This is a genomic window from Sulfitobacter sp. (assembly GCF_036961165.1).
In the GTDB taxonomy this organism is placed as follows: domain Bacteria; phylum Pseudomonadota; class Alphaproteobacteria; order Rhodobacterales; family Rhodobacteraceae; genus Sulfitobacter.
In genome coordinates this window covers 1-17,731 of the sequence record NZ_JBALVJ010000029.1, presented here as the reverse complement: position 1 = coordinate 17,731, position 17,731 = coordinate 1, and the positions used below count along the sequence as shown (strand labels likewise).

Genomic DNA, 17,731 nt, shown 5'->3' with positions numbered 1-17,731 from the left:
GCCATGTCAGCATCTGTAATTTCTGCCAAGAACCTCGACCTGACCTTCCAGACCAACGACGGGCCTATCCATGCGCTCAAGGGCGTCGATCTTGACATCAAGCAGGGCGAATTTGTCAGCTTTATCGGGCCATCGGGCTGCGGCAAGACGACATTCCTGCGGGTAATGGCGGATTTGGAACAGCCGACGGGTGGCGAGATTGCCGTGAATGGTGTCTCTCCCCAAGCGGCGCGGGAAGCGCGGGCTTATGGCTATGTGTTTCAAGCGGCGGGGCTGTATCCATGGCGCACCATTGGCGGGAACATCAGGCTGCCTTTGGAAATCATGGGCGTGCCCAAGGCCGAGCGTGTCGAGCGGGTTGCGCGGGTACTGGAGTTGGTCGAGCTTTCGGGGTTCGAGAACAAGTTTCCATGGCAATTGAGCGGTGGGATGCAGCAGCGTGCGAGTATTGCGCGGGCACTGTCGTTTAATGCGGACCTCCTGTTGATGGACGAGCCGTTCGGTGCGCTGGACGAGATTGTTCGCGACCATTTGAACGAGCAGCTTTTGAAGTTGTGGGAGCGGACAGGCAAGACGATCGCCTTTGTCACTCACTCGATCCCTGAAGCGGTTTATCTGAGCACCAAGATTGTAGTCATGAGCCCGCGACCTGGGCGCATTACGGATGTGATCGAAAGTACTCTGCCGAAGGAGCGACCTTTGGAGATTCGTGAGACACCGGAATTCTTGGCGATTGCGCACCGGGTGCGTGAAGGGTTGCGGGCGGGGCATGCGGATGACTGATGTTTGTGCAGATGTCGTCCTGCACGCGTCTGCGACGACGTCCCGCCCGCCCTCCCACGGCGTTTCCTTATCCGCGCGTAGACATGCAATTCTGGTGGAACTCATGGCTGGGGGTGCATCGTGAAGTCTGTTGTGCCTGTCCTGACAGTTATTGCCGCGATCCTGGGTTTTTGGCTTCTGGCAGTCGTCCCGATGAACATGCATCTGGTTGCGGATCAGTCACAGCGGGACGGAATTCTGGTGGAGCCTGATACGCCTGCTGCGCGGCAAGAGGTTGGCGGTATCGCGCTGGCCCTTCGCAATCCTGATTTGATCCCTTTGACATACGGGTTCAAACGCCCGCGTCTGCCCAGCCCACAACAGGTAGCTGGCGAGATGTACGATACGATCTTTGCCAAGAAGGTTACCTCGAAGCGGTCGCTTGTTTATCATGGCTGGGTGACGTTGGCGCCAACGCTGCTGGGCTTCGCAATAGGGACGGGCTTGGGCATTTTGCTGGCGGTCGGGATTGTTTATAGCCGCGTGATGGAGCGTTCAGTCATGCCTTGGGCGATTGTGAGCCAGACCATCCCTATTCTGGCGCTGGCGCCGATGGTGATTGTTGTGTTGGGTTCGATGGGCATACAAGGGCTGTTTCCTAAATCGTTGATTGCCGCGTATCTGTCGTTTTTTCCTGTAGTGGTCGGCATGGTGAAAGGGCTGCGCAGCCCGTCGGCAATGCAACTTGACCTGTTGCGGACCTATAATGCATCGGACACGCAAAGCTTTTGGGCGCTGCGGCTACCTGCCTCTGCGCCGTACCTTTTTGCATCGCTCAAGATCGGGATATCAGCGTCACTGATTGGGACGATTGTGGCTGAACTGCCGACTGGCGCGCGCGCTGGATTTGGTGCGCGGATGCTGGTTGGTGATCAATACGGGCAACCGCTGGTGTCTTGGGCTGCGCTGTTTGCAGCAGCCTTGACTGCGGCGGCACTGGTGGGTCTGTTGAGTGTTATCGAGCGGGCAACCCTGCGACGGATGGGGATGGGTGCAGCATGATTTATGTAATGCTCGGTTTGATCTTTTGGGTCCTTGGGTGGTGGGTGAATGTGCGCCTTGCGAACGGCGCGTCATCAGACAGCACTATCGTCAAGATCGCGGTGCCAGCGATATTTGGTCTGGTGATTTTGGTCGTGTGGGAGCTGATGGTGCGCGGGTTCGAGGTGAACCCCGTGATCCTGCCCGCACCTTCCGCGGTGCTGGAACGGCTTGGCCAAGAGGGGCCAACCCTTTGGGCGGACTTCCGTCAGACTGTGCTTAAGGGCGCTTTGAGCGGTTATATCGTTGGTGCGCTCGCGGCGTTTGTTGTGGCCGTGATTGCGGATCGCTCTGATTTTCTGACACGCGGGATCTTGCCCGTGGGCAGCTTTATGGCCGCTTTGCCGATCGTAGGCACCGCGCCTATTTTAGTGAAATGGCTGGGCAGCGATTGGGAATCCAAGGCCGCTGTGGTTGCTGTGATGGTATTCTTTCCGATCCTTGTGAACACGGTTGCAGGGCTGAAAGATACCAATATCATGCAGCGTGATCTGATGCGGACTTATGCGGCGGGCTATTGGCCCACGTTGTTCAAGCTTCGACTGCCTGCCGCGATGCCGTTTATCTTCAACGGTTTGAAGATCGGCACAACGCTCGCGTTGATCGGCGCGATTGTTGCTGAATTTTTTGGCTCGCCTACAGTTGGGATGGGCTTTCGCATCTCAACTAGCTTCGGGCAGCTTGCGCTTGATATGGTCTGGGCCGAGATTGTGGTGGCGGCCTTGGCCGGTAGCGCATTTTACGGGATGATGAGCCTGATCGAAAAGCGGGTGACGTTCTGGCACCCGTCACAGAGATAACCAACGACCCCGATAAACGGGGCTATTAATAACCAACCGACTTGGAGGTCGAACGATGAAAAAATTTATGATGGCGGCGGCATGTGCCGCAGGGATGACGGCGACGCCGATGCTTGCGGATGGGCACGCCAATGCAGTCACTTTGCAGTTGCAGTGGGTCACTCAATCCCAATTTGCTGGCTACTACGTGGCTCAGGATAAGGGGTTCTATGAGGATGAAGGTCTGGACGTGACGATCCTGCCGGGTGGTCCTGATATCGCACCCCCACAGGTTCTTGCGGGCGGAGGCGCGGATGCGATGCTGAACTGGATGCCATCAGCGCTTGCTGCGCGGGAGAAGGGGCTTCCAGTTGTGAACATCGCCCAGCCATTCAAGACGTCTGGCCTGATGCTTACTTGCTGGAAAGATACCGGCATCACGTCTGTTCAGGACTTTAAGGGTAAGACCATCGGCGTGTGGTTCTTTGGCAATGAATATCCGTTCTTGAGCTGGATGAGCAAAGAAGGCATCGACACAGATGGCGGTGAGGACGGTGTGACCGTGCTCAAGCAGGGGTTCAACGTAGATCCGCTGTTGCAACGTGAAGCGGATTGTATCTCGACGATGACCTACAACGAATACGGTCAGGTGCTGGATGCAGGCGTGAACCCAGATGAGTTGGTGACGTTCAAGTACGAAGACCAAGGTGTCGCGACGCTGGAAGACGGCATCTATGTGCTTGAAGACAACCTCAAGGACGAAGTCTTTGTTGACAAGATGACCCGCTTTGTACGCGCTTCGATGAAGGGTTGGGAGTATGCGGCAGCGAACCCCGAGGAAGCAGGCGGCATCATCATCGAGAATGATGAAACCGGCGCCCAATCCGAGGACGCACAGGTCCGTATGATGAAAGAAATCGCCAAGCTGACTGCTGGTTCCAACGGTGCATTGGTCGAAGCCGATTACCAGCGCACAGTGGATACGCTGCTGGCTGGTGGTTCTGATCCGGTGATCTCCAAGCAGCCAGAGGGTGCGTGGACGTCTGTGATTACAGATGCCGCTTTGAAGTAAGCTCAGACAATAGACCGAAGGAAGGGGCTGGCACAAAAGTGCGGGCCCCTTTTTTCATGCTTGCTGTCCGCCCGAAGTCTGTACGTTTGGTTGTCAGGGGCCGCTTGAAATCCGAGCCGGCTAGGGTTGTCTGAAACCTGCCAACTCGACATGCACGTTTTCCAGTTACATACTCACAAATCAGTAAAATCCAGCAAAGTGAATCAGGCATGACCGTTGAATCAAATTTAGATGAACTCATTAAGTCGCTATCTGCAGTTCTCGTTGATGGTTTGTATGTTTTCGTCACCCTTCAGTCCTATCAGACACTGGCAGGCATTGAGCCTCGTATGATGTTCAAAGAAGCGGAAGGAACCACCTATATCTTGCTGAAGTCTGAAGCCGAAAAGCATGGGCTGGCTTACGAATTTCCATGCCGGATGATCACACTGAACATTCACTCGTCTTTAGAAGCGGTAGGGTTTATGGCTCGAATTGCAACGGAACTTGCAAAGCATGACATGGGGGTAAACCCTGTTTCGGGCTTCTTCCATGACCATCTGTTTGTTCCAGATGGCCGCGAGCATGATGCGATGAACGTTCTAGAGGAGCTGTCTAAGCGCTGATCTGCTGCATGGTCGGTAGAAAAGTCTGCTTGGGCAAAATAGAAAAGGCCGGCGCAAGCACCGGCCCTTTTTAATGTGATTTCAGTGTAGTCAGAGAACCGTCACTTTGGTCCCGATCGGCACGCGCTGGTACAAATCTTGAACATGCTCGTTCAACATACGGATGCAGCCGTTGGACACCGAGCGACCGATAGATTTGGGCGCTGTGGTGCCGTGGATGCGGAAGTACGTGTCTTTGCCGTTCTGGAACAGATAAAGTGCGCGCGCACCGAGCGGGTTATCGGGGCCACCGGGCTGTGCTTCTGTGTTGCCGATGAAGCGGCCGTAGGACTGGGGGTCCCGCTCGATCATTTCATCGGTCGGGCGCCACGTGGGCCACTCTTTTTTCACTGAAATCGTTGCGGAGCCGGTAAATTCCAGACCTGCTTTGCCAACGCCAACGCCATAACGCATGGCTTGGTTTTCATCGGTGATGAAATACAGATAGTAGCTGCGTGGCAGGATCAGCATTTCGCCGACTTGGTAGTTCTTCTTCACGCGCACCATTTGCGGCGTCGGATCAAAAGCCGCTGCTTGGGCGGAAACGACCTGGGGCAGGGCGGTGGCAGCGATAGAGCTTGCAATAAATGTACGACGGCGCATTTTATGGTCCTTTTTCGGATGAATTGGCGTCAATGTCGCAAAAATACTTAAATTATCAAGCCCAGAACGGAAAAACCGGCCATTCGTTGCAGAATGGCCGGTCAAAATGCCGTGTTCTGCGGGTGCGGATCTAAGTCTGCGCCGCGTTGAACAGCTTACGCGAGTGCGATGTTTGTCGCAGATTCGCGGCCGTCACGGCCAGCTTCGATGTCGAAAGTCACTTTCTGGTTGTCGGCCAGGCCTGTGAGGCCAGCGCGTTCAACAGCAGAGATGTGCACGAACACGTCTTTGCTGCCGCCATCGGGTGCGATAAAGCCGAAGCCTTTTGTAGTGTTAAACCATTTTACGGTGCCAGTAGCCATTCCGTAGTCTCCTAAGTTTAAATGCCATCCGCAGTGTGCGATGGCCCGGCTTGGTCGGTCTGTAATCGAGAGACTGAACGCGGTAGCGGAGACAGTGGTCTGGATAAAGATAACGTTTGCGTTTTGAGATATGGCATAAAGACCCCAGAATTTCAAGTGGCATGGGGGGCAAAGGCAAACATCTGCCAGCGCGGGGGTGAGGGGGCTATCCCTATAGAAAGCCAAGGGGTTTTATGACTTTTCGCCCTATCAAAGCTAAGAACGGGGCCAACTCAGCGCGGGATTTCCACCAAAATGAGTGGCATTTATTTGAGTGGCGCTGGCATGCCGAATCTGCTGACGGGACCTGCCTTAGCCAAGGTTTTCTGGACGCCGCAGCGTGAATTTATCTTAGATTCACCTTTCTGTACGTCTTGTTGACACGCGGCTGCCGCACCTCTGCCGTGATTTGCGTCAATTATTAGGAAAAGGGCTCCTGCTTAACCTGCCGGGGCAACTGGTAGTGAGCGAGGAACCGATAGTGCGAATTTTGGCAGTGGATGATGACCCGGTGACACTGGATGTTCTCGGGGTCGCGCTTGAAGAAAACGGCTTTGATGACATTACCTTCGCTGCATCCGCCGAGGATGCGCTGGAATTGATCGAGATTGCGAAGGTGCCCTACGATGTGTTCTTGCTGGATATTATGTTGCCTGGGACAAGCGGGATTGAGGTTTGCGCCAAGCTGCGCACGCTTGAACGTTACCGGTCAACGCCTGTCATCATGATAACCGCAAGCCGCGCGCGCGATATGATGAGCCGCGCATTCGATGCCGGGGCGACGGATTTTGTCAGTAAGCCCTTCGACGCGTTGGAGTTGGTGACGCGGATCAGGCTGGCAGCGTTGCTTAATGACAGTCAGCAGCGAGAGCGGGTAAACTCTGCTGCGTTAGAGGAACTTGGGCGGCTCGCAGAGGTGTCATTTGATGAGCCGTTCGACCTGCAACCACGCCCTTGTGTGAAACGTTTCTTGAGTCTTGAGAACGAATTGCTGCGCAGAGGAGATTCCCGTCTCGATCTGACCTTGTTCAGTGTCCAAATGGATAACGCGCTGGAGTTCTATCGCGGCAGTAGACCTGCACAGTTCCGTGCGGGTATTGAAGCTGTCAGCAACGCCTTGAGTGACGTGATTGACGCGCAGAATTGCTATTTTGCCTATGCAGGTCGCGGGACCATGTTTGTTGCTGCCCATGAGGGTGCGACTTTGAAACAGACTGATTTGCAGCGTGGGACGAACCATGCGCTTGTTAAACTCTGGGATAGTCGCGCGACAGGGATGTCGATTACACCAATCATCACCGCACGCCGGATCGAAGGGCCCGAGGCTTGGCCGGGAAAGATGGCTGCGGATGTCATGCGCAGCTTTCAGTCCCGCGCGGATCTGGGCAGTCAAGCTGATCCCTTTCAGGTTCAGGGATTGTTCGAAAGATTGTCCTTCAGGATCGCAGGGGCCTGATCGGAGCTATTTAGGCAAATCATTGCGTTCGGGGAAATGGTGCGCGGGCTCCCCGCAAAGTAGAAAGGGCGGCGCAATGGCCGCCCTCCCTCATCAACTTTAGCGCATGAACTTCTTGTGCTTGAGGCGCTTTGGCTCAAGTGAATCGGCACCAAGACGACGTTTTTTATCTTCTTCGTAGTCCTCGAAGTTGCCTTCGAACCACTCCACATGGGCCTCGCCTTCAAAGGCAAGGATGTGGGTACAGATACGGTCGAGGAAGAAGCGGTCGTGGGAAATGACCACGGCGCAGCCGGCGAAGTCCACCAGCGCGTCTTCGAGCGCACGCAGGGTTTCCACGTCCAGATCGTTTGTCGGTTCATCGAGCAGCAGCACGTTGCCACCTGATTTCAACAGGCGCGCCATGTGAACGCGGTTACGCTCACCACCAGATAGCAGCCCGACCTTTTTTTGCTGATCGCTGCCCTTGAAGTTGAAGGACGAACAATAGGCGCGGGAGTTCACTTCGGCATCGCCCAACTGGATCAGTTCGGCCCCTCCTGTGATTGCCTGCCAGACGTTATCGTCGGCGTTTAGGTCATCACGTGACTGGTCGACATAGGACAGCTGCACAGTGTCGCCGACCTCGATCGTGCCTGCATCTGGCTGTTCCTGACCGGTCAGCATCTTGAACAGGGTTGATTTACCGGCACCGTTGGGGCCAATAACGCCGACAATGCCGCCGGGCGGCAAGGAGAAGCTGAGATTTTCGACCAACAGCTTGTCGCCCATGGCCTTGGACAGTCCTTCGACGTCCATCACCTTGTTGCCCAAGCGCTGACCGTTCGGGATGACAATCTGCGCCGTCGCGAGCTTTTCACGCTCTGACTGGTCTGCCATCTCGTTGTAGGATTTGATCCGCGCTTTGGATTTGGACTGGCGGGCCTTGGCACCCTGACGCATCCATTCAAGCTCGCGCTCCAACGTTTTCTGGCGGGATTTGTCTTCACGGGATTCCTGGCTCAGACGCTTGGCCTTTTGCTCCAGCCAATCAGAGTAGTTACCCTCGCAAGGAATGCCGCGACCGCGGTCGAGTTCCAGAATCCATGTGGTTATGTCATCTAGGAAGTAACGGTCGTGGGTGACGATCAGAATCGTGCCCTTGTAGGCCATCAGGTGCTGCTGCAGCCACGCGATGGTTTCTGCGTCAAGGTGGTTGGTTGGTTCGTCAAGAAGCAGCATTTCTGGCGCTTCGAGCAGCAGTTTGCACAGTGCCACGCGGCGAGCTTCACCGCCGGACAGATCGTTGATGTGCGCGTCATCTGGGGGGCAGCGCAGGGCTTCGAGGCTGACGTCGATCTGGCTGTCGAGATCCCAGAGGTTTTCGGCATCGATCTGGTCTTGCAAAGATGCCATCTCATCGGCAGTCTCGTCCGAGTAGTTCATGGCCAGCTCATTGTAGCGGTCCAGGATCGCCTTTTTGCCCGCAACACCCAGCATGACATTCTCGCGTACGGTCAACGTAGGATCAAGTTTAGGTTCCTGCGGCAGGTATCCAACACGGACGCCTTCAGCGGACCAAGCCTCTCCTGTGTAATCCTTGTCCATACCAGCCATGATTTTCATCAGGGTGGATTTGCCAGCGCCGTTCACGCCGACGACACCGATTTTCACGCCGGGAAGGAAATTTAGGTGGATGTTTTCAAAGCATTTTTTACCACCGGGGTAAGTTTTCGAGACCCCTTGCATGTGGTAGACGTATTGATATGCGGCCATGGCGCTGTTCCTCGTATGAGTCAGGGTTTGGCTTGCAATAACTGGCGCGCAAGGCAAGATCAACGGCACAAGGATATCGCGCCCGAAGCGGATCGGATGATGCGTTGATTTAGACAGACGTCTATTGCGCCGTTCATGGGTGCGAACGACACGGGGTAGGAACAGTTTGAGGCAGATTCAGGCGCATCGGGTGAATAGCTGTTCTGATATCGATGGCAGTTTCACAGCCTAGCCAACAATTCATTCTACAAGACACCGGCTTCCAGAGTTAATGAAGGCGGATAAGGTCGCATGATCATATTTCACCTCGCTTGGGAATCATTCGGGATGTAAAATCGGAAAATTAAGGCCAATTCCCCGAAGTATTGAAAAAATAGGTCAAAATGTCGCAGTGTATGATGTTAGAGTTTAAGCATCCTCCTCGGGTATTTTGCCCAGATTGGCGGGGGAGAAACCGGACTGCTATTTTGATGCAGTCGCAAACAGGGGAAATATAATGTCTCAAACCACTCTCATCGTGGGTCTGGACGGATCGGATGCGGGCAAGCGCGCGCTCGATTTCGCATCATCCCGGGCCAAGCTTATCGGCGATTGTCGTATTGTGCTGGTCTATGTCATCGAATGGTCGCCGTTTAGCTTTCAGACCGCTGAAGAAAACGAAATGCGTCATGCCCGCCGTGAAGAAGAACTGAACCTTGCCCGTGAGCGGGTGATTGACCCAGCTGTTGCGTTGGCACAATCCGATGGCTGCACTGTGGAGGGGATCGTCAAGCACGGCGATGTCGCCGAGATTCTGGAAAAGCTGGCCAAAAAGCACAACGCTTCGCAGATCGTCGTTGGGCGTGTGGGCGAACGGAATATGAAAGAGCGGTTGTTTGGTGGCGTGACGGGGCGGCTGGTTGCTGCGTCCAGCGTTCCGATCACGGTCATTCCATAAGGGGGCAGATATGAAACGATTTCTAGCAAGCGGGTTTGCGGCAACGGCGTTAAGCCTGCCCACACTTGCGGCCGCGCAGGATGCGGTCTCTTTCGATCAGAAGGTCAACGATGTGTTCGCTAGCTCTACAGGCTGGTTCGTGAACCTGATTTTCATGAACCTGCCTGGCACAAACTTTCCTTGGATTGTGCTGTGGCTGGTTGTCGCCGCGTCGATCTTCACGATCTATTTCGGCTTCATCCAGTTTAAGGCATTTGGTCACGCGATTAGTCTGGTCAAGGGCGACTATTCTGACCCTGACGACGCGGGCGAAGTGAGCCACTTTCAGGCGCTGACAACAGCGCTGTCGGGTACCGTGGGTCTGGGTAACATCGCAGGTGTTGCGGTGGCTGTCGGGATCGGTGGTCCGGGGGCAACCTTTTGGATGGTTGTGGCCGGTCTGCTTGGCATGGCCTCGAAATTCACCGAGTGTACATTGGGTGTGAAGTACCGGAACGAGTATCCTGACGGATCGGTTTCGGGTGGTCCCATGTACTATATGACCAAGGGTTTCAGAGAGCGTGGCCTGCCAGGTGGCAAAGTGCTGGCGGTGATCTTTGCGATCTTTACGATTGGCGGTGCATTGGGAGGCGGGAACATGTTCCAGGCCAATCAGGCACATGCGCAGATCACCCAGATTACGGGAGATTTCTCTGGCCTCATCACTGGCAGTATCTTTGCTGTTGTAGTGTTCATGGTCATTGTTGGCGGGATCAAATCCATTGCCTCGGTGACCGAGAAGGTCGTGCCGTTCATGGGTGTGATGTATGTAATTGCCGCTTTGATCATTCTGATTGTGAACGCAGACCAGATTGGCTGGGCTTTTGGCCAGATCTTTGCCGGTGCCTTTACAGGTCTTGGTGTTGCTGGCGGTTTCGTCGGTGCGTTGATCCAAGGCTTCAAGCGGGCGGCATTCTCGAACGAAGCCGGTGTTGGTTCTGCGGCGATTGCACACTCAGCCGTGCGTACAAAAGAGCCTGTGACCGAGGGTGTTGTTTCACTGCTGGAGCCTTTCATTGATACGGTTGTGATCTGCACCATGACGGCGCTGGTTATCACGATTTCTGGCGTGTTGGTGATGGACCCTGCGACAGGCAACTTCGTGTTGAACGAGGCGGGTAATGCGATCCAGACGACCGATGGGTCTTCCGGTGTGGCGTTGACCTCTGCGGCATTCGCGACGGGCTTCAGCTGGTTCCCTTACGTTCTGGCGGTTGCGGTGATCCTGTTTGCGTTCTCTACCATGATCAGCTGGTCCTACTACGGCCTGAAGGCATGGACCTACCTGTTTGGTGAGGGCAAAACGACCGAGCTGATCTTTAAGTTGATCTTCTGCTTCTTCATCATCGTCGGTGCAGCAGCTCAGCTGGGTGCGGTTATCGACTTCTCTGATGCGATGATCTTTGCCATGGCTGTTGTCAACATTACGGCGCTCTACTTCCTTATGCCGATCGTCAAGCGCGAGATGAATAGCTACTTCAGTCGCTTGAAGTCTGGCGAGATCGTCAAATACGAGAGCTGACTCTGATTGACAAATGGTGGGGCATCCCGTCCTTTCGGCCCCTGAGATACCTCGGGGGCCGTTTTCGTTTTGCGCCATGATATTCCATATGCGGCATCTGGTCAGGTGATCGGTCTGTTGGGCGGGTCGTTTGATCCCGCGCATGCAGGGCACGCGCATATTACGCGTGAAGCGCTCAAACGGTTTGGGTTGGATCAGGTCTGGTGGCTTGTGAGCCCCGGAAACCCGCTTAAGTCTCACGGACCCGCGCCTATGGAACAGCGCCTTGCGCAGGCCCGCGCGGTGATGCAGCATCCGCGTGTAAAAGTGACGGGGATCGAAGAGCGTCTCGGTACGCGGTACACCGCCCAGACATTGCGCGCGCTGCAAGGGCTTTATCCGAAGCAGCGGTTTGTCTGGTTGATGGGCGCGGATAATCTGGCGCAGTTCCATCTTTGGCAGGACTGGCAGGATATTGTGAATTCGGTTCCGATGGGCATTCTTGCGCGTCCGGGGCAGCGGATATCGGCCCGGATGAGCCGCACCGCCACTCTCTATGCGCCATACAGAATTCCGGGTCGGTTCAGTCAAGGGTTGGCGCACACCCATGCACCCGCATGGTGTTTTGTGAATGTGCCGATGATGGATGTGTCCTCGTCTGCGATCCGCGCTTCTGGTGGATGGTCAGCGTAAACGGGTTGAAGCAAGACCCGCGGTCAGGATGACGATAAGTCCGGTCCATGTCCAAACGTCTGGCAGATCGCCGAAGATCACCCAGCCAAGGCCGACGGCTGCGACCAGTTGGAAATAGACCATCGGTGCGATCCGCGTGGCGGGTGCCAACTTGTAGGCAAAGAGCAACAGCAAGTTACCCAACATTGAGCATAGGGCAGAGGTAATAGTCAGGGCGGCGATAGCTCCTGTCATAGGGGGAACTTGCGCCAGCCCGAATGGCAGCAACAATAGTGCAGAGATAAGCAGTTGTGTGAACGTGAGGGCCATGGGGGTGCCCAAGGGGCCGAGCCAACGCGACATGGTCAGGAAAACGCCATAACATGTACCCGCGGCAAGAGCCCAAAGAACGCCTGCGCTGGTTTCCATTCCGGGGCGTACCACGATTAGGACACCAGCAAAGCCCACAAGAACCAGTACCGAGCGCAACAGCGTCACCGGCTCGCGCAGGAATAGGACCGCTAATGCGTAGCTAATAAGCGGTCCTATAAAGAAGGCAGCAAAAACGGTTGCGACGTCTTCGACCCTCAGCGCTGTCTGGATGCAGGTAATGCCAGCGGCAAGTGTGGCCGCCCGCAGCCAGATGCGCCAGTTCCGCAAGAGCGCCCAAGCGCTGCGCGGTACAAACGGCAAGACCGCAAGGGCCCCCACAACAAAGCGGGACCAAGCGACGAATATCGGCGCTGTCGCGTAGGAGCTGGTCAGCAGTTTTCCGGCGCTGTCCCCCGCAGGGATCAGCGACATGGCTAGAAACATGATAAGAACGGCGCGTTGCATCGCGCTGCGCTAGCACGCAAATTAATGGACAGAAAGTGATTTTTGACCGCTTGTAGCCGGGTCTGCTCTTGCGGTAACCCTAGGGCATGGAACGCGCATTATCACGACGATATTTTTTAGGTACGGCTGTGGCCGCAGCGTGCTTGATTGGTGCGCCTGCTGTTCAGGCGGCTCCGCCCGAGGCCTCCCTGCGGCCGGTGATGCGCGGCGAGGATCTCCTTAAACGTGCCGTGCGCAGCGCCAAGGACATCCTGAGCGAGGCAAAGCTCACGGACAAGGTTTCCTTCGTGGTGGCTGATTTGAACTCGGGAATGACGCTTGAAAGTGCGCAGGCGGCGACTTCCCGTCCGCCTGCCAGCGTCACAAAGGCGATCACCGCGCTTTATGCGCTGGATGCTCTTGGGGCGGACCATCGTTTCGAGACGCAGTTGCTGGCCACCGGTGGCGTGGCAGACGGCGAAATTTTGGGTGATCTGATACTTGTCGGTGGCAATGACCCGACGTTGGACACTGACACGCTGGCCAAAATGGCGGCCAATCTGAAGGCGGCGGGCATCATTGGTGTCAGGGGCGATTTCAAGGTTTACGAGGCAAGTTTGCCGGTTCTGGACCGTATTGATCCCGAGCAACCAGATCAGGTCGGCTATAACCCCGGAGTGTCGGGCATCGCGCTCAACTACAACCGTGTGCATTTTGAATGGAAGCGCGCGAATGGTAAATACGCCATCACAATGGAGGGGCGGACGGAAAAATACCGCCCCGCGGTGCGGATGGCGGCGATGCAGATCAGGGATCGCTCTTCGCCAGTGTACACCTACGAGAATAGTGCCGGCCGTGACGCTTGGACAGTCGCGCGCGGCGCGCTGGGCGGCAGCGGTGCGCGCTGGTTGCCAGTGCGCAAGCCGGGGCTTTATGCTGGTGAGGTCTTCGAGAGCCTCGCAGGGTCTAACGGGATACGCCTTGGTGCGCCAAAGATGGTCACCAGCCTGCCCGAGGGTGAGGTGCTGGTCAGCAATCAGAGCACAGATTTGCGCAGTATCCTGCGCGACATGTTGAAATGGTCTACGAACCTGACCGCTGAAATGGTGGGGCTTGCCGCAACGGCTGCGCGTGGCAAACCCTCAGACAACTTGAAGGCGTCAGCACAAGAGATGAACCTTTGGGCGCAAACCCGTCTGGGGATGCAGTCTGCCGCGCTGGTGGACCATTCTGGCCTTGGTGATGACAGCCGTATCACCGCAAGCGACATGGTAACTGCGCTGTTGAAGGTTCACGCGGAGGGGATGCGTGACATCCTGAAGCCGATTGCGATGCGTGATGACAAGCGCAAGGTGGTCAAGGATCATCCGATCAAGGTCGACGCCAAGACCGGTACGCTTAACTTTGTCTCATCTCTCGCGGGGTATCTGACGGGGCCGAATGGCACCGAGATGGCCTTTGCGATATTTGCCGCAGATGAAAGTATCCGCGCCAAACTTACCCGCGCGGAGCGTGAAGGCCCGCCCGGTGGCGTTAGCTGGAACCGCCGCGCAAAGCGCATGCAGCAGCAGTTATTGGAACGCTGGGGCGTGCTGTACGGCGCCTGAGCCTATTCAGGTCAAGTGGCGCGCGCGTGCGCCACGCTCGATCGCGGCAGCATGAAGACGATCTATTTCCAGCTCATAGCGGATTTCTTCAAGCAAGCGCAGTTCGGTTTCTTCTAGCGTGCCATCGGCCGCGGCCACGTCACAAGCCAGTGCATAGGCTGTCTCATTGAGGCGGTCAGGCAGCGCGCCTTTGATCAGACCAAAGAGCGCATCAAGCCCGTCCTCCTGTTCAAACAAGTCAAACACTATCTGACTGACGGTTTTAATCCGGTCCACGTCGAAGTCCGCAAAAATTGGCAACAGGTTTACGGCTGCCTGAATCTTGATCAACTCGGTTGTGCCGATATCGCCGTCAGAGGCGGAAACAGCAACCATTACAGCTATAAGGCAATCCTGGGCGCTCAGCGCGAGGGAAGGGTCATTTGTCATTGGATGGGTCCTTTGCGCGCAACCGGTAGGCCTGCAGAATATTGACGGCGTAGGCCTTGCACAATAGATGAAGCGACAGCCGCGCGATAGGGCGCGGACGATAATTTTCGGGAAGTTTGATATGTCTGAGATGCGGGATGCAGCAATGCAGAGCAAAGCGTGGCCTTTTGAAGAAGCGCGCCGGGTACTCAAACGCTATCAGGGAAAGATGCCGGAAAAGGGCTATGTGTTGTTTGAGACAGGCTATGGCCCCTCCGGCTTGCCGCACATCGGTACCTTTGGCGAGGTCGCGCGGACAACCATGATCCGCCGTGCTTTCGAGGCGATCAGCGATATTCCCACGCGGCTCATTTGCTTCTCGGACGATCTCGACGGGATGCGCAAAGTGCCAAGCAACGTGCCCGACCCTGTGGCACTGGCCGAGCATCTGCAAAAACCGTTGACGTCTGTCCCCGATCCGTTTGGCAAGTTCGACAGCTTCGGTGATCACAACAACGCCATGCTGCGCCGGTTCCTAGACACATTCGGTTTTGAGTACGAGTTTTACTCGGCCACAGAATTCTATGGCTCTGGCCTGTTTGACGAAATCCTGATGCTTGCGGCTGAAAAGTACGACGAGATTATGGCTGTGATGCTGAAATCTCTGCGTGAAGAACGTCGCCAGACCTATTCAATTTTCTTGCCCATCCATCCTGAAACCGGTCGCGTGATGTATGTGCCGATGAAGAAAGTGGATGCAAAGGCGGGCACGATCACCTTTGACACTGAAGAGGGCGAGGAGATGACGTTGCCCCTGACCGGTGGCAATGTAAAACTGCAATGGAAGCCGGACTTTGGCGCACGCTGGGCCGCACTTGGCGTTGATTTCGAGATGTACGGCAAGGACCACTCGACCAATACGCCAATCTACGATTCCATCTGCCGAATTTTGGGTGCCCGCGCGCCTGAGCATTTCATCTATGAGTTATTTCTGGATCAGGATGGTCACAAGATTTCGAAGTCTTCCGGCAATGGCCTGACGATCGACGAATGGCTGACCTATGCCAGCGCCGAATCTTTGTCCTATTTCATGTACCTCAAGCCCAAGACGGCCAAGCGCATGTATTTCGATGTGATTCCGAAAGCTGTGGACGAATATCACCAACAGCTTCGCGCCTATGAGACGCAAGATATCAAAGCACAATTGAACAACCCTGTGTGGCACATCCACGGTGGCGATGTGCCAAAGTCGGATATGGTTGTGCCTTTTGCGATGCTGCTCAACCTCGCGTCAGTTTCCTCGGCTGAGGACAAGGCGCAGTTGTGGGGCTTTATCCAGCGGTATGCGCCAGAGGCAACACCTGAGAGCAACCCCAGTATGGATGCGGCGGCAGGGTATGCGGTACGCTATTATAACGATTTTGTGAAACCTGCCAAAGTGTTCCGCGCACCGTCTGATCTGGAGCGCGAGGCATTAGAAGATCTGCGCACGCAATTGGCGTCGTGGGATAGCGGTCTGGATGCGGAAGCTTTGCAGACGATGGTTTTTGCCGTCGGCAAAGAACGTTTTGAGCCGCTGCGCAATTGGTTCACCGCACTATACGAAGTGCTGCTAGGCGCGTCTCAAGGGCCACGGTTCGGCGGATTCATCGCGCTCTACGGTGTGGATGAAACCATTTCTTTGATCGACGATGCGCTGGCGGGAAAACTCGCAGCGGCGTGAAACTCTTGTCCTCTGGCTTGCGTGGTTTGCCTAGAGTCACGTAAGCCAGAGGAGTAGCTATGATGAGAGTACTGGTCTTGACCGCAGCAATTGCGGTGATGGGCGCATTTGGCGCGCAGGCGCAAGATAGCGATATTCGCAACACCATCAGCCAACAGTTCGAGGCGTTTAAGGTGGATGATTTTGCCACCGCTTTCACCTTCGCCAGCCCTGGTTTGCAGCAGTTTTTTCAGTCACCTGAAAATTTCGGCCGCATGGTGACGCAGGGCTATCCGATGGTTTGGCGTCCGGCTGATGTGACATATCTGGAGTTGCGTGAAGAAGGTGGCAGCTTTTGGCAGAGGGTGCAGATCACAGATGCCGATGGCCGCCCGCATTACCTTGAATACCGAATGATTGAGACGCCCGAGGGCTGGCGGATAAGTGGGGTGCAGATTCTGGATGCGCCGGGGGCGGCAGTCTGAGGCGCAACGCCACCGTGACGGTGCCATAGCGGCCCGTAAACGCCTTGTTGATATTTCCCAATGCCTGTCCGGCAGTTGCGCCGGAGAAGCGCGAAAGGGATATATATATGAACATGGCCACATACACGCCTGCCCCCTATTCAGAGGGACTGGCGGCATATTCAAACGGGAACGGCACATCTGGATCGCCTAGTTATGCCACCTCAGGCAATGGTGCCTTTGTGCCGGCAGATCAGGATTTTGGCGGGGCGTTGGAAATTCTGAAGACCGACAGCACCTAGAGGGTACGTTACAAGGGCCAAACACCGATCGAGCCGGGATGCTATGTCCAGATCAAAGTGCGCGTCAAAGCGATCAGGAGCAATCTGCCAGCGGTCCGCATTGCAGCCTATGCCGAGCGATCGAATGGTTCTGCCAATTTGGGTGTTGTCACCGAAGGCGCGGTTACACCGCTGACTGCAATGGTGAAGTTATCGAGGTCAGTGCGATTGTCGGCATCGGGAACAGAGCCGGGGTGGATATGGTTTGGGGTGCGACCGCTGCCTACGGACATTTCGGCATTGATCTCGTCGGGCAGAATGGCGGTGTTGTGCGGGTCGACGATATCGAAATCAATGATGTCTCTCATTTGTTTCTGGGCAATATTGTCGCTACTGTTGACGTACGCGACTATGGTGCCATTGGTGATGGCGTCACTGATGACACCGCGGCGTTCGAGGCGGCAAATTCCGCTGCTAACGGGCGGACAGTTCTGATCCCTTCGGGCACGTTTCTCCTTAACGGAAGCGTCACGTTTGACACGCAAACGAAGTTTGAAGGCAAGGTCACCATGCCGACTGCTGCGATTCTGTTGCTGCGGAGAAACTTCGACCTGCCTAATTATATCGAGGCATTCGAGGACGAAGATCTTGCGTTCAGCAAGGCATTTCAGGCGCTGAGAGGTGGTCCCAGTAATTCGACCAGTTTGCAGCCAACTTAAGGTGGACCAAGG

The 17,731-nt window shown here is 55.6% G+C and carries 19 protein-coding genes; 14 read left to right on the top strand and 5 right to left on the bottom strand.

Features of this window, described 5'->3' with window-relative positions:
* The first annotated feature begins 3 nt into the window (after positions 1 to 3).
* From V7730_RS13050 to V7730_RS13030, 5 genes are all read left to right on the top strand, one after another.
* On the top strand, positions 4 to 783 hold the full coding sequence (locus V7730_RS13050; RefSeq protein ID WP_335748033.1) for an ABC transporter ATP-binding protein: 780 nt from the start codon (positions 4 to 6) through the stop codon (positions 781 to 783).
* Positions 784 to 903: 120 nt separating this feature from the next.
* Positions 904 to 1,824 (top strand): ABC transporter permease, encoded by a 921-nt coding sequence (locus V7730_RS13045; RefSeq protein ID WP_335748032.1) that lies wholly within the window; start codon positions 904 to 906, stop codon positions 1,822 to 1,824.
* Positions 1,821 to 2,663: an ABC transporter permease gene (locus V7730_RS13040; protein WP_335748031.1), complete on the top strand. Its 843-nt coding sequence runs from the start codon at positions 1,821 to 1,823 to the stop codon at positions 2,661 to 2,663. Before V7730_RS13045 ends, V7730_RS13040 begins: the two co-directional genes overlap by 4 nt.
* A 55-nt stretch (positions 2,664 to 2,718) precedes the next feature.
* Positions 2,719 to 3,714 carry an ABC transporter substrate-binding protein gene (locus tag V7730_RS13035; protein ID WP_335748030.1) on the top strand — a complete coding sequence of 332 codons (996 nt, stop codon included), beginning with the start codon at positions 2,719 to 2,721 and terminating at the stop codon, positions 3,712 to 3,714.
* A 209-nt stretch (positions 3,715 to 3,923) separates the two neighbouring features.
* The gene (locus V7730_RS13030; RefSeq protein WP_335748029.1) at positions 3,924 to 4,319 is read left to right on the top strand and encodes an ACT domain-containing protein; all 396 of its coding nucleotides are present in this window, start codon (positions 3,924 to 3,926) and stop codon (positions 4,317 to 4,319) included.
* 90 nt (positions 4,320 to 4,409) lie between these two features.
* Here V7730_RS13030 and V7730_RS13025 read toward each other — a convergent pair whose 3' ends face one another.
* Together V7730_RS13025 and V7730_RS13020 are read right to left on the bottom strand one after the other, a co-directional pair.
* Positions 4,410 to 4,961, bottom strand: coding sequence for a L,D-transpeptidase (locus tag V7730_RS13025; RefSeq protein WP_335748028.1), 552 nt, complete (start codon positions 4,959 to 4,961; stop codon positions 4,410 to 4,412).
* 155 nt (positions 4,962 to 5,116) lie between these two features.
* Positions 5,117 to 5,323 carry a cold-shock protein gene (locus tag V7730_RS13020; RefSeq protein WP_007117950.1) on the bottom strand — a complete coding sequence of 69 codons (207 nt, stop codon included), beginning with the start codon at positions 5,321 to 5,323 and terminating at the stop codon, positions 5,117 to 5,119.
* 520 nt (positions 5,324 to 5,843) lie between these two features.
* Between V7730_RS13020 and V7730_RS13015 the strand changes: the two genes are divergently transcribed.
* Entirely contained in the window at positions 5,844 to 6,818 is a 975-nt protein-coding gene (locus tag V7730_RS13015; protein ID WP_335748027.1) for a response regulator, read from the top strand.
* 99 nt (positions 6,819 to 6,917) lie between these two features.
* Here the strand turns inward: V7730_RS13015 and ettA are convergent, their stop codons facing one another.
* The gene (ettA, locus tag V7730_RS13010) at positions 6,918 to 8,573 is read right to left on the bottom strand and encodes an energy-dependent translational throttle protein EttA (RefSeq protein ID WP_335748026.1); all 1,656 of its coding nucleotides are present in this window, start codon (positions 8,571 to 8,573) and stop codon (positions 6,918 to 6,920) included.
* 496 nt (positions 8,574 to 9,069) lie between these two features.
* Between ettA and V7730_RS13005 the strand changes: the two genes are divergently transcribed.
* The 3 genes from V7730_RS13005 to V7730_RS12995 all read left to right on the top strand — a co-directional run bounded on the left by V7730_RS13005 (position 9,070) and on the right by V7730_RS12995 (position 11,743).
* The gene (locus V7730_RS13005) at positions 9,070 to 9,510 is read left to right on the top strand and encodes a universal stress protein (RefSeq protein WP_335748025.1); all 441 of its coding nucleotides are present in this window, start codon (positions 9,070 to 9,072) and stop codon (positions 9,508 to 9,510) included.
* Between the two features lie 10 nt (positions 9,511 to 9,520).
* Positions 9,521 to 11,071: an alanine/glycine:cation symporter family protein gene (locus V7730_RS13000; RefSeq protein ID WP_335748024.1), complete on the top strand. Its 1,551-nt coding sequence runs from the start codon at positions 9,521 to 9,523 to the stop codon at positions 11,069 to 11,071.
* 69 nt (positions 11,072 to 11,140) lie between these two features.
* Positions 11,141 to 11,743, top strand: a complete 603-nt coding sequence (locus V7730_RS12995) for a nicotinate-nucleotide adenylyltransferase (protein ID WP_335748023.1) — start codon at positions 11,141 to 11,143, stop codon at positions 11,741 to 11,743.
* On the opposite strand, the gene V7730_RS12990 is transcribed toward V7730_RS12995, so the two are convergent.
* The gene (locus V7730_RS12990) at positions 11,735 to 12,559 is read right to left on the bottom strand and encodes a DMT family transporter (RefSeq protein WP_335748022.1); all 825 of its coding nucleotides are present in this window, start codon (positions 12,557 to 12,559) and stop codon (positions 11,735 to 11,737) included. The two genes, V7730_RS12995 and V7730_RS12990, sit on opposite strands and share 9 nt — an antisense overlap.
* Before the next feature lie 86 nt (positions 12,560 to 12,645).
* Here V7730_RS12990 and dacB point away from each other — a divergent pair, with 86 nt between their 5' ends.
* Complete coding sequence (dacB, locus tag V7730_RS12985) at positions 12,646 to 14,145, top strand: D-alanyl-D-alanine carboxypeptidase/D-alanyl-D-alanine endopeptidase (RefSeq protein WP_335748021.1); 1,500 nt, start codon at positions 12,646 to 12,648, stop codon at positions 14,143 to 14,145.
* Positions 14,146 to 14,151: 6 nt separating this feature from the next.
* Here dacB and V7730_RS12980 read toward each other — a convergent pair whose 3' ends face one another.
* On the bottom strand, positions 14,152 to 14,574 hold the full coding sequence (locus tag V7730_RS12980; RefSeq protein ID WP_335748020.1) for a tellurite resistance TerB family protein: 423 nt from the start codon (positions 14,572 to 14,574) through the stop codon (positions 14,152 to 14,154).
* A gap of 121 nt (positions 14,575 to 14,695) precedes the next feature.
* On the opposite strand from V7730_RS12980, the gene V7730_RS12975 reads away from it, so the two are divergent.
* The 4 genes from V7730_RS12975 (at position 14,696) to V7730_RS12960 (ending at position 17,719) form a co-directional block, all read left to right on the top strand.
* Positions 14,696 to 16,276 carry a lysine--tRNA ligase gene (locus V7730_RS12975; protein ID WP_335748019.1) on the top strand — a complete coding sequence of 527 codons (1,581 nt, stop codon included), beginning with the start codon at positions 14,696 to 14,698 and terminating at the stop codon, positions 16,274 to 16,276.
* A gap of 62 nt (positions 16,277 to 16,338) precedes the next feature.
* Positions 16,339 to 16,740 (top strand): DUF4864 domain-containing protein, encoded by a 402-nt coding sequence (locus tag V7730_RS12970; protein WP_335748065.1) that lies wholly within the window; start codon positions 16,339 to 16,341, stop codon positions 16,738 to 16,740.
* Positions 16,741 to 16,847: 107 nt separating this feature from the next.
* Positions 16,848 to 17,021 (top strand): hypothetical protein, encoded by a 174-nt coding sequence (locus tag V7730_RS12965; RefSeq protein ID WP_335748018.1) that lies wholly within the window; start codon positions 16,848 to 16,850, stop codon positions 17,019 to 17,021.
* Positions 17,022 to 17,059: 38 nt separating this feature from the next.
* Positions 17,060 to 17,719, top strand: coding sequence for a glycosyl hydrolase family 28-related protein (locus tag V7730_RS12960; protein ID WP_335748017.1), 660 nt, complete (start codon positions 17,060 to 17,062; stop codon positions 17,717 to 17,719).
* The last annotated feature ends 12 nt before the right edge of the window (positions 17,720 to 17,731 follow it).

Coding starts and splice junctions, on each gene's coding strand:
- V7730_RS13050 (WP_335748033.1), top strand. CDS start 4: ATGTCAGCATCTGTAATTTCTGCCAAGAACCTCGACCTGACCTTCCAG.
- V7730_RS13040 (WP_335748031.1), top strand. CDS start 1,821: ATGATTTATGTAATGCTCGGTTTGATCTTTTGGGTCCTTGGGTGGTGG.
- V7730_RS13035 (WP_335748030.1), top strand. CDS start 2,719: ATGAAAAAATTTATGATGGCGGCGGCATGTGCCGCAGGGATGACGGCG.
- V7730_RS13030 (WP_335748029.1), top strand. CDS start 3,924: ATGACCGTTGAATCAAATTTAGATGAACTCATTAAGTCGCTATCTGCA.
- V7730_RS13025 (WP_335748028.1), bottom strand. CDS start 4,961: ATGCGCCGTCGTACATTTATTGCAAGCTCTATCGCTGCCACCGCCCTG.
- V7730_RS13020 (WP_007117950.1), bottom strand. CDS start 5,323: ATGGCTACTGGCACCGTAAAATGGTTTAACACTACAAAAGGCTTCGGC.
- ettA (WP_335748026.1), bottom strand. CDS start 8,573: ATGGCCGCATATCAATACGTCTACCACATGCAAGGGGTCTCGAAAACT.
- V7730_RS13005 (WP_335748025.1), top strand. CDS start 9,070: ATGTCTCAAACCACTCTCATCGTGGGTCTGGACGGATCGGATGCGGGC.
- V7730_RS13000 (WP_335748024.1), top strand. CDS start 9,521: ATGAAACGATTTCTAGCAAGCGGGTTTGCGGCAACGGCGTTAAGCCTG.
- V7730_RS12990 (WP_335748022.1), bottom strand. CDS start 12,559: ATGCAACGCGCCGTTCTTATCATGTTTCTAGCCATGTCGCTGATCCCT.
- dacB (WP_335748021.1), top strand. CDS start 12,646: ATGGAACGCGCATTATCACGACGATATTTTTTAGGTACGGCTGTGGCC.
- V7730_RS12980 (WP_335748020.1), bottom strand. CDS start 14,574: ATGACAAATGACCCTTCCCTCGCGCTGAGCGCCCAGGATTGCCTTATA.
- V7730_RS12975 (WP_335748019.1), top strand. CDS start 14,696: ATGTCTGAGATGCGGGATGCAGCAATGCAGAGCAAAGCGTGGCCTTTT.
- V7730_RS12970 (WP_335748065.1), top strand. CDS start 16,339: ATGAGAGTACTGGTCTTGACCGCAGCAATTGCGGTGATGGGCGCATTT.
- V7730_RS12965 (WP_335748018.1), top strand. CDS start 16,848: ATGAACATGGCCACATACACGCCTGCCCCCTATTCAGAGGGACTGGCG.
- V7730_RS12960 (WP_335748017.1), top strand. CDS start 17,060: ATGCTATGTCCAGATCAAAGTGCGCGTCAAAGCGATCAGGAGCAATCT.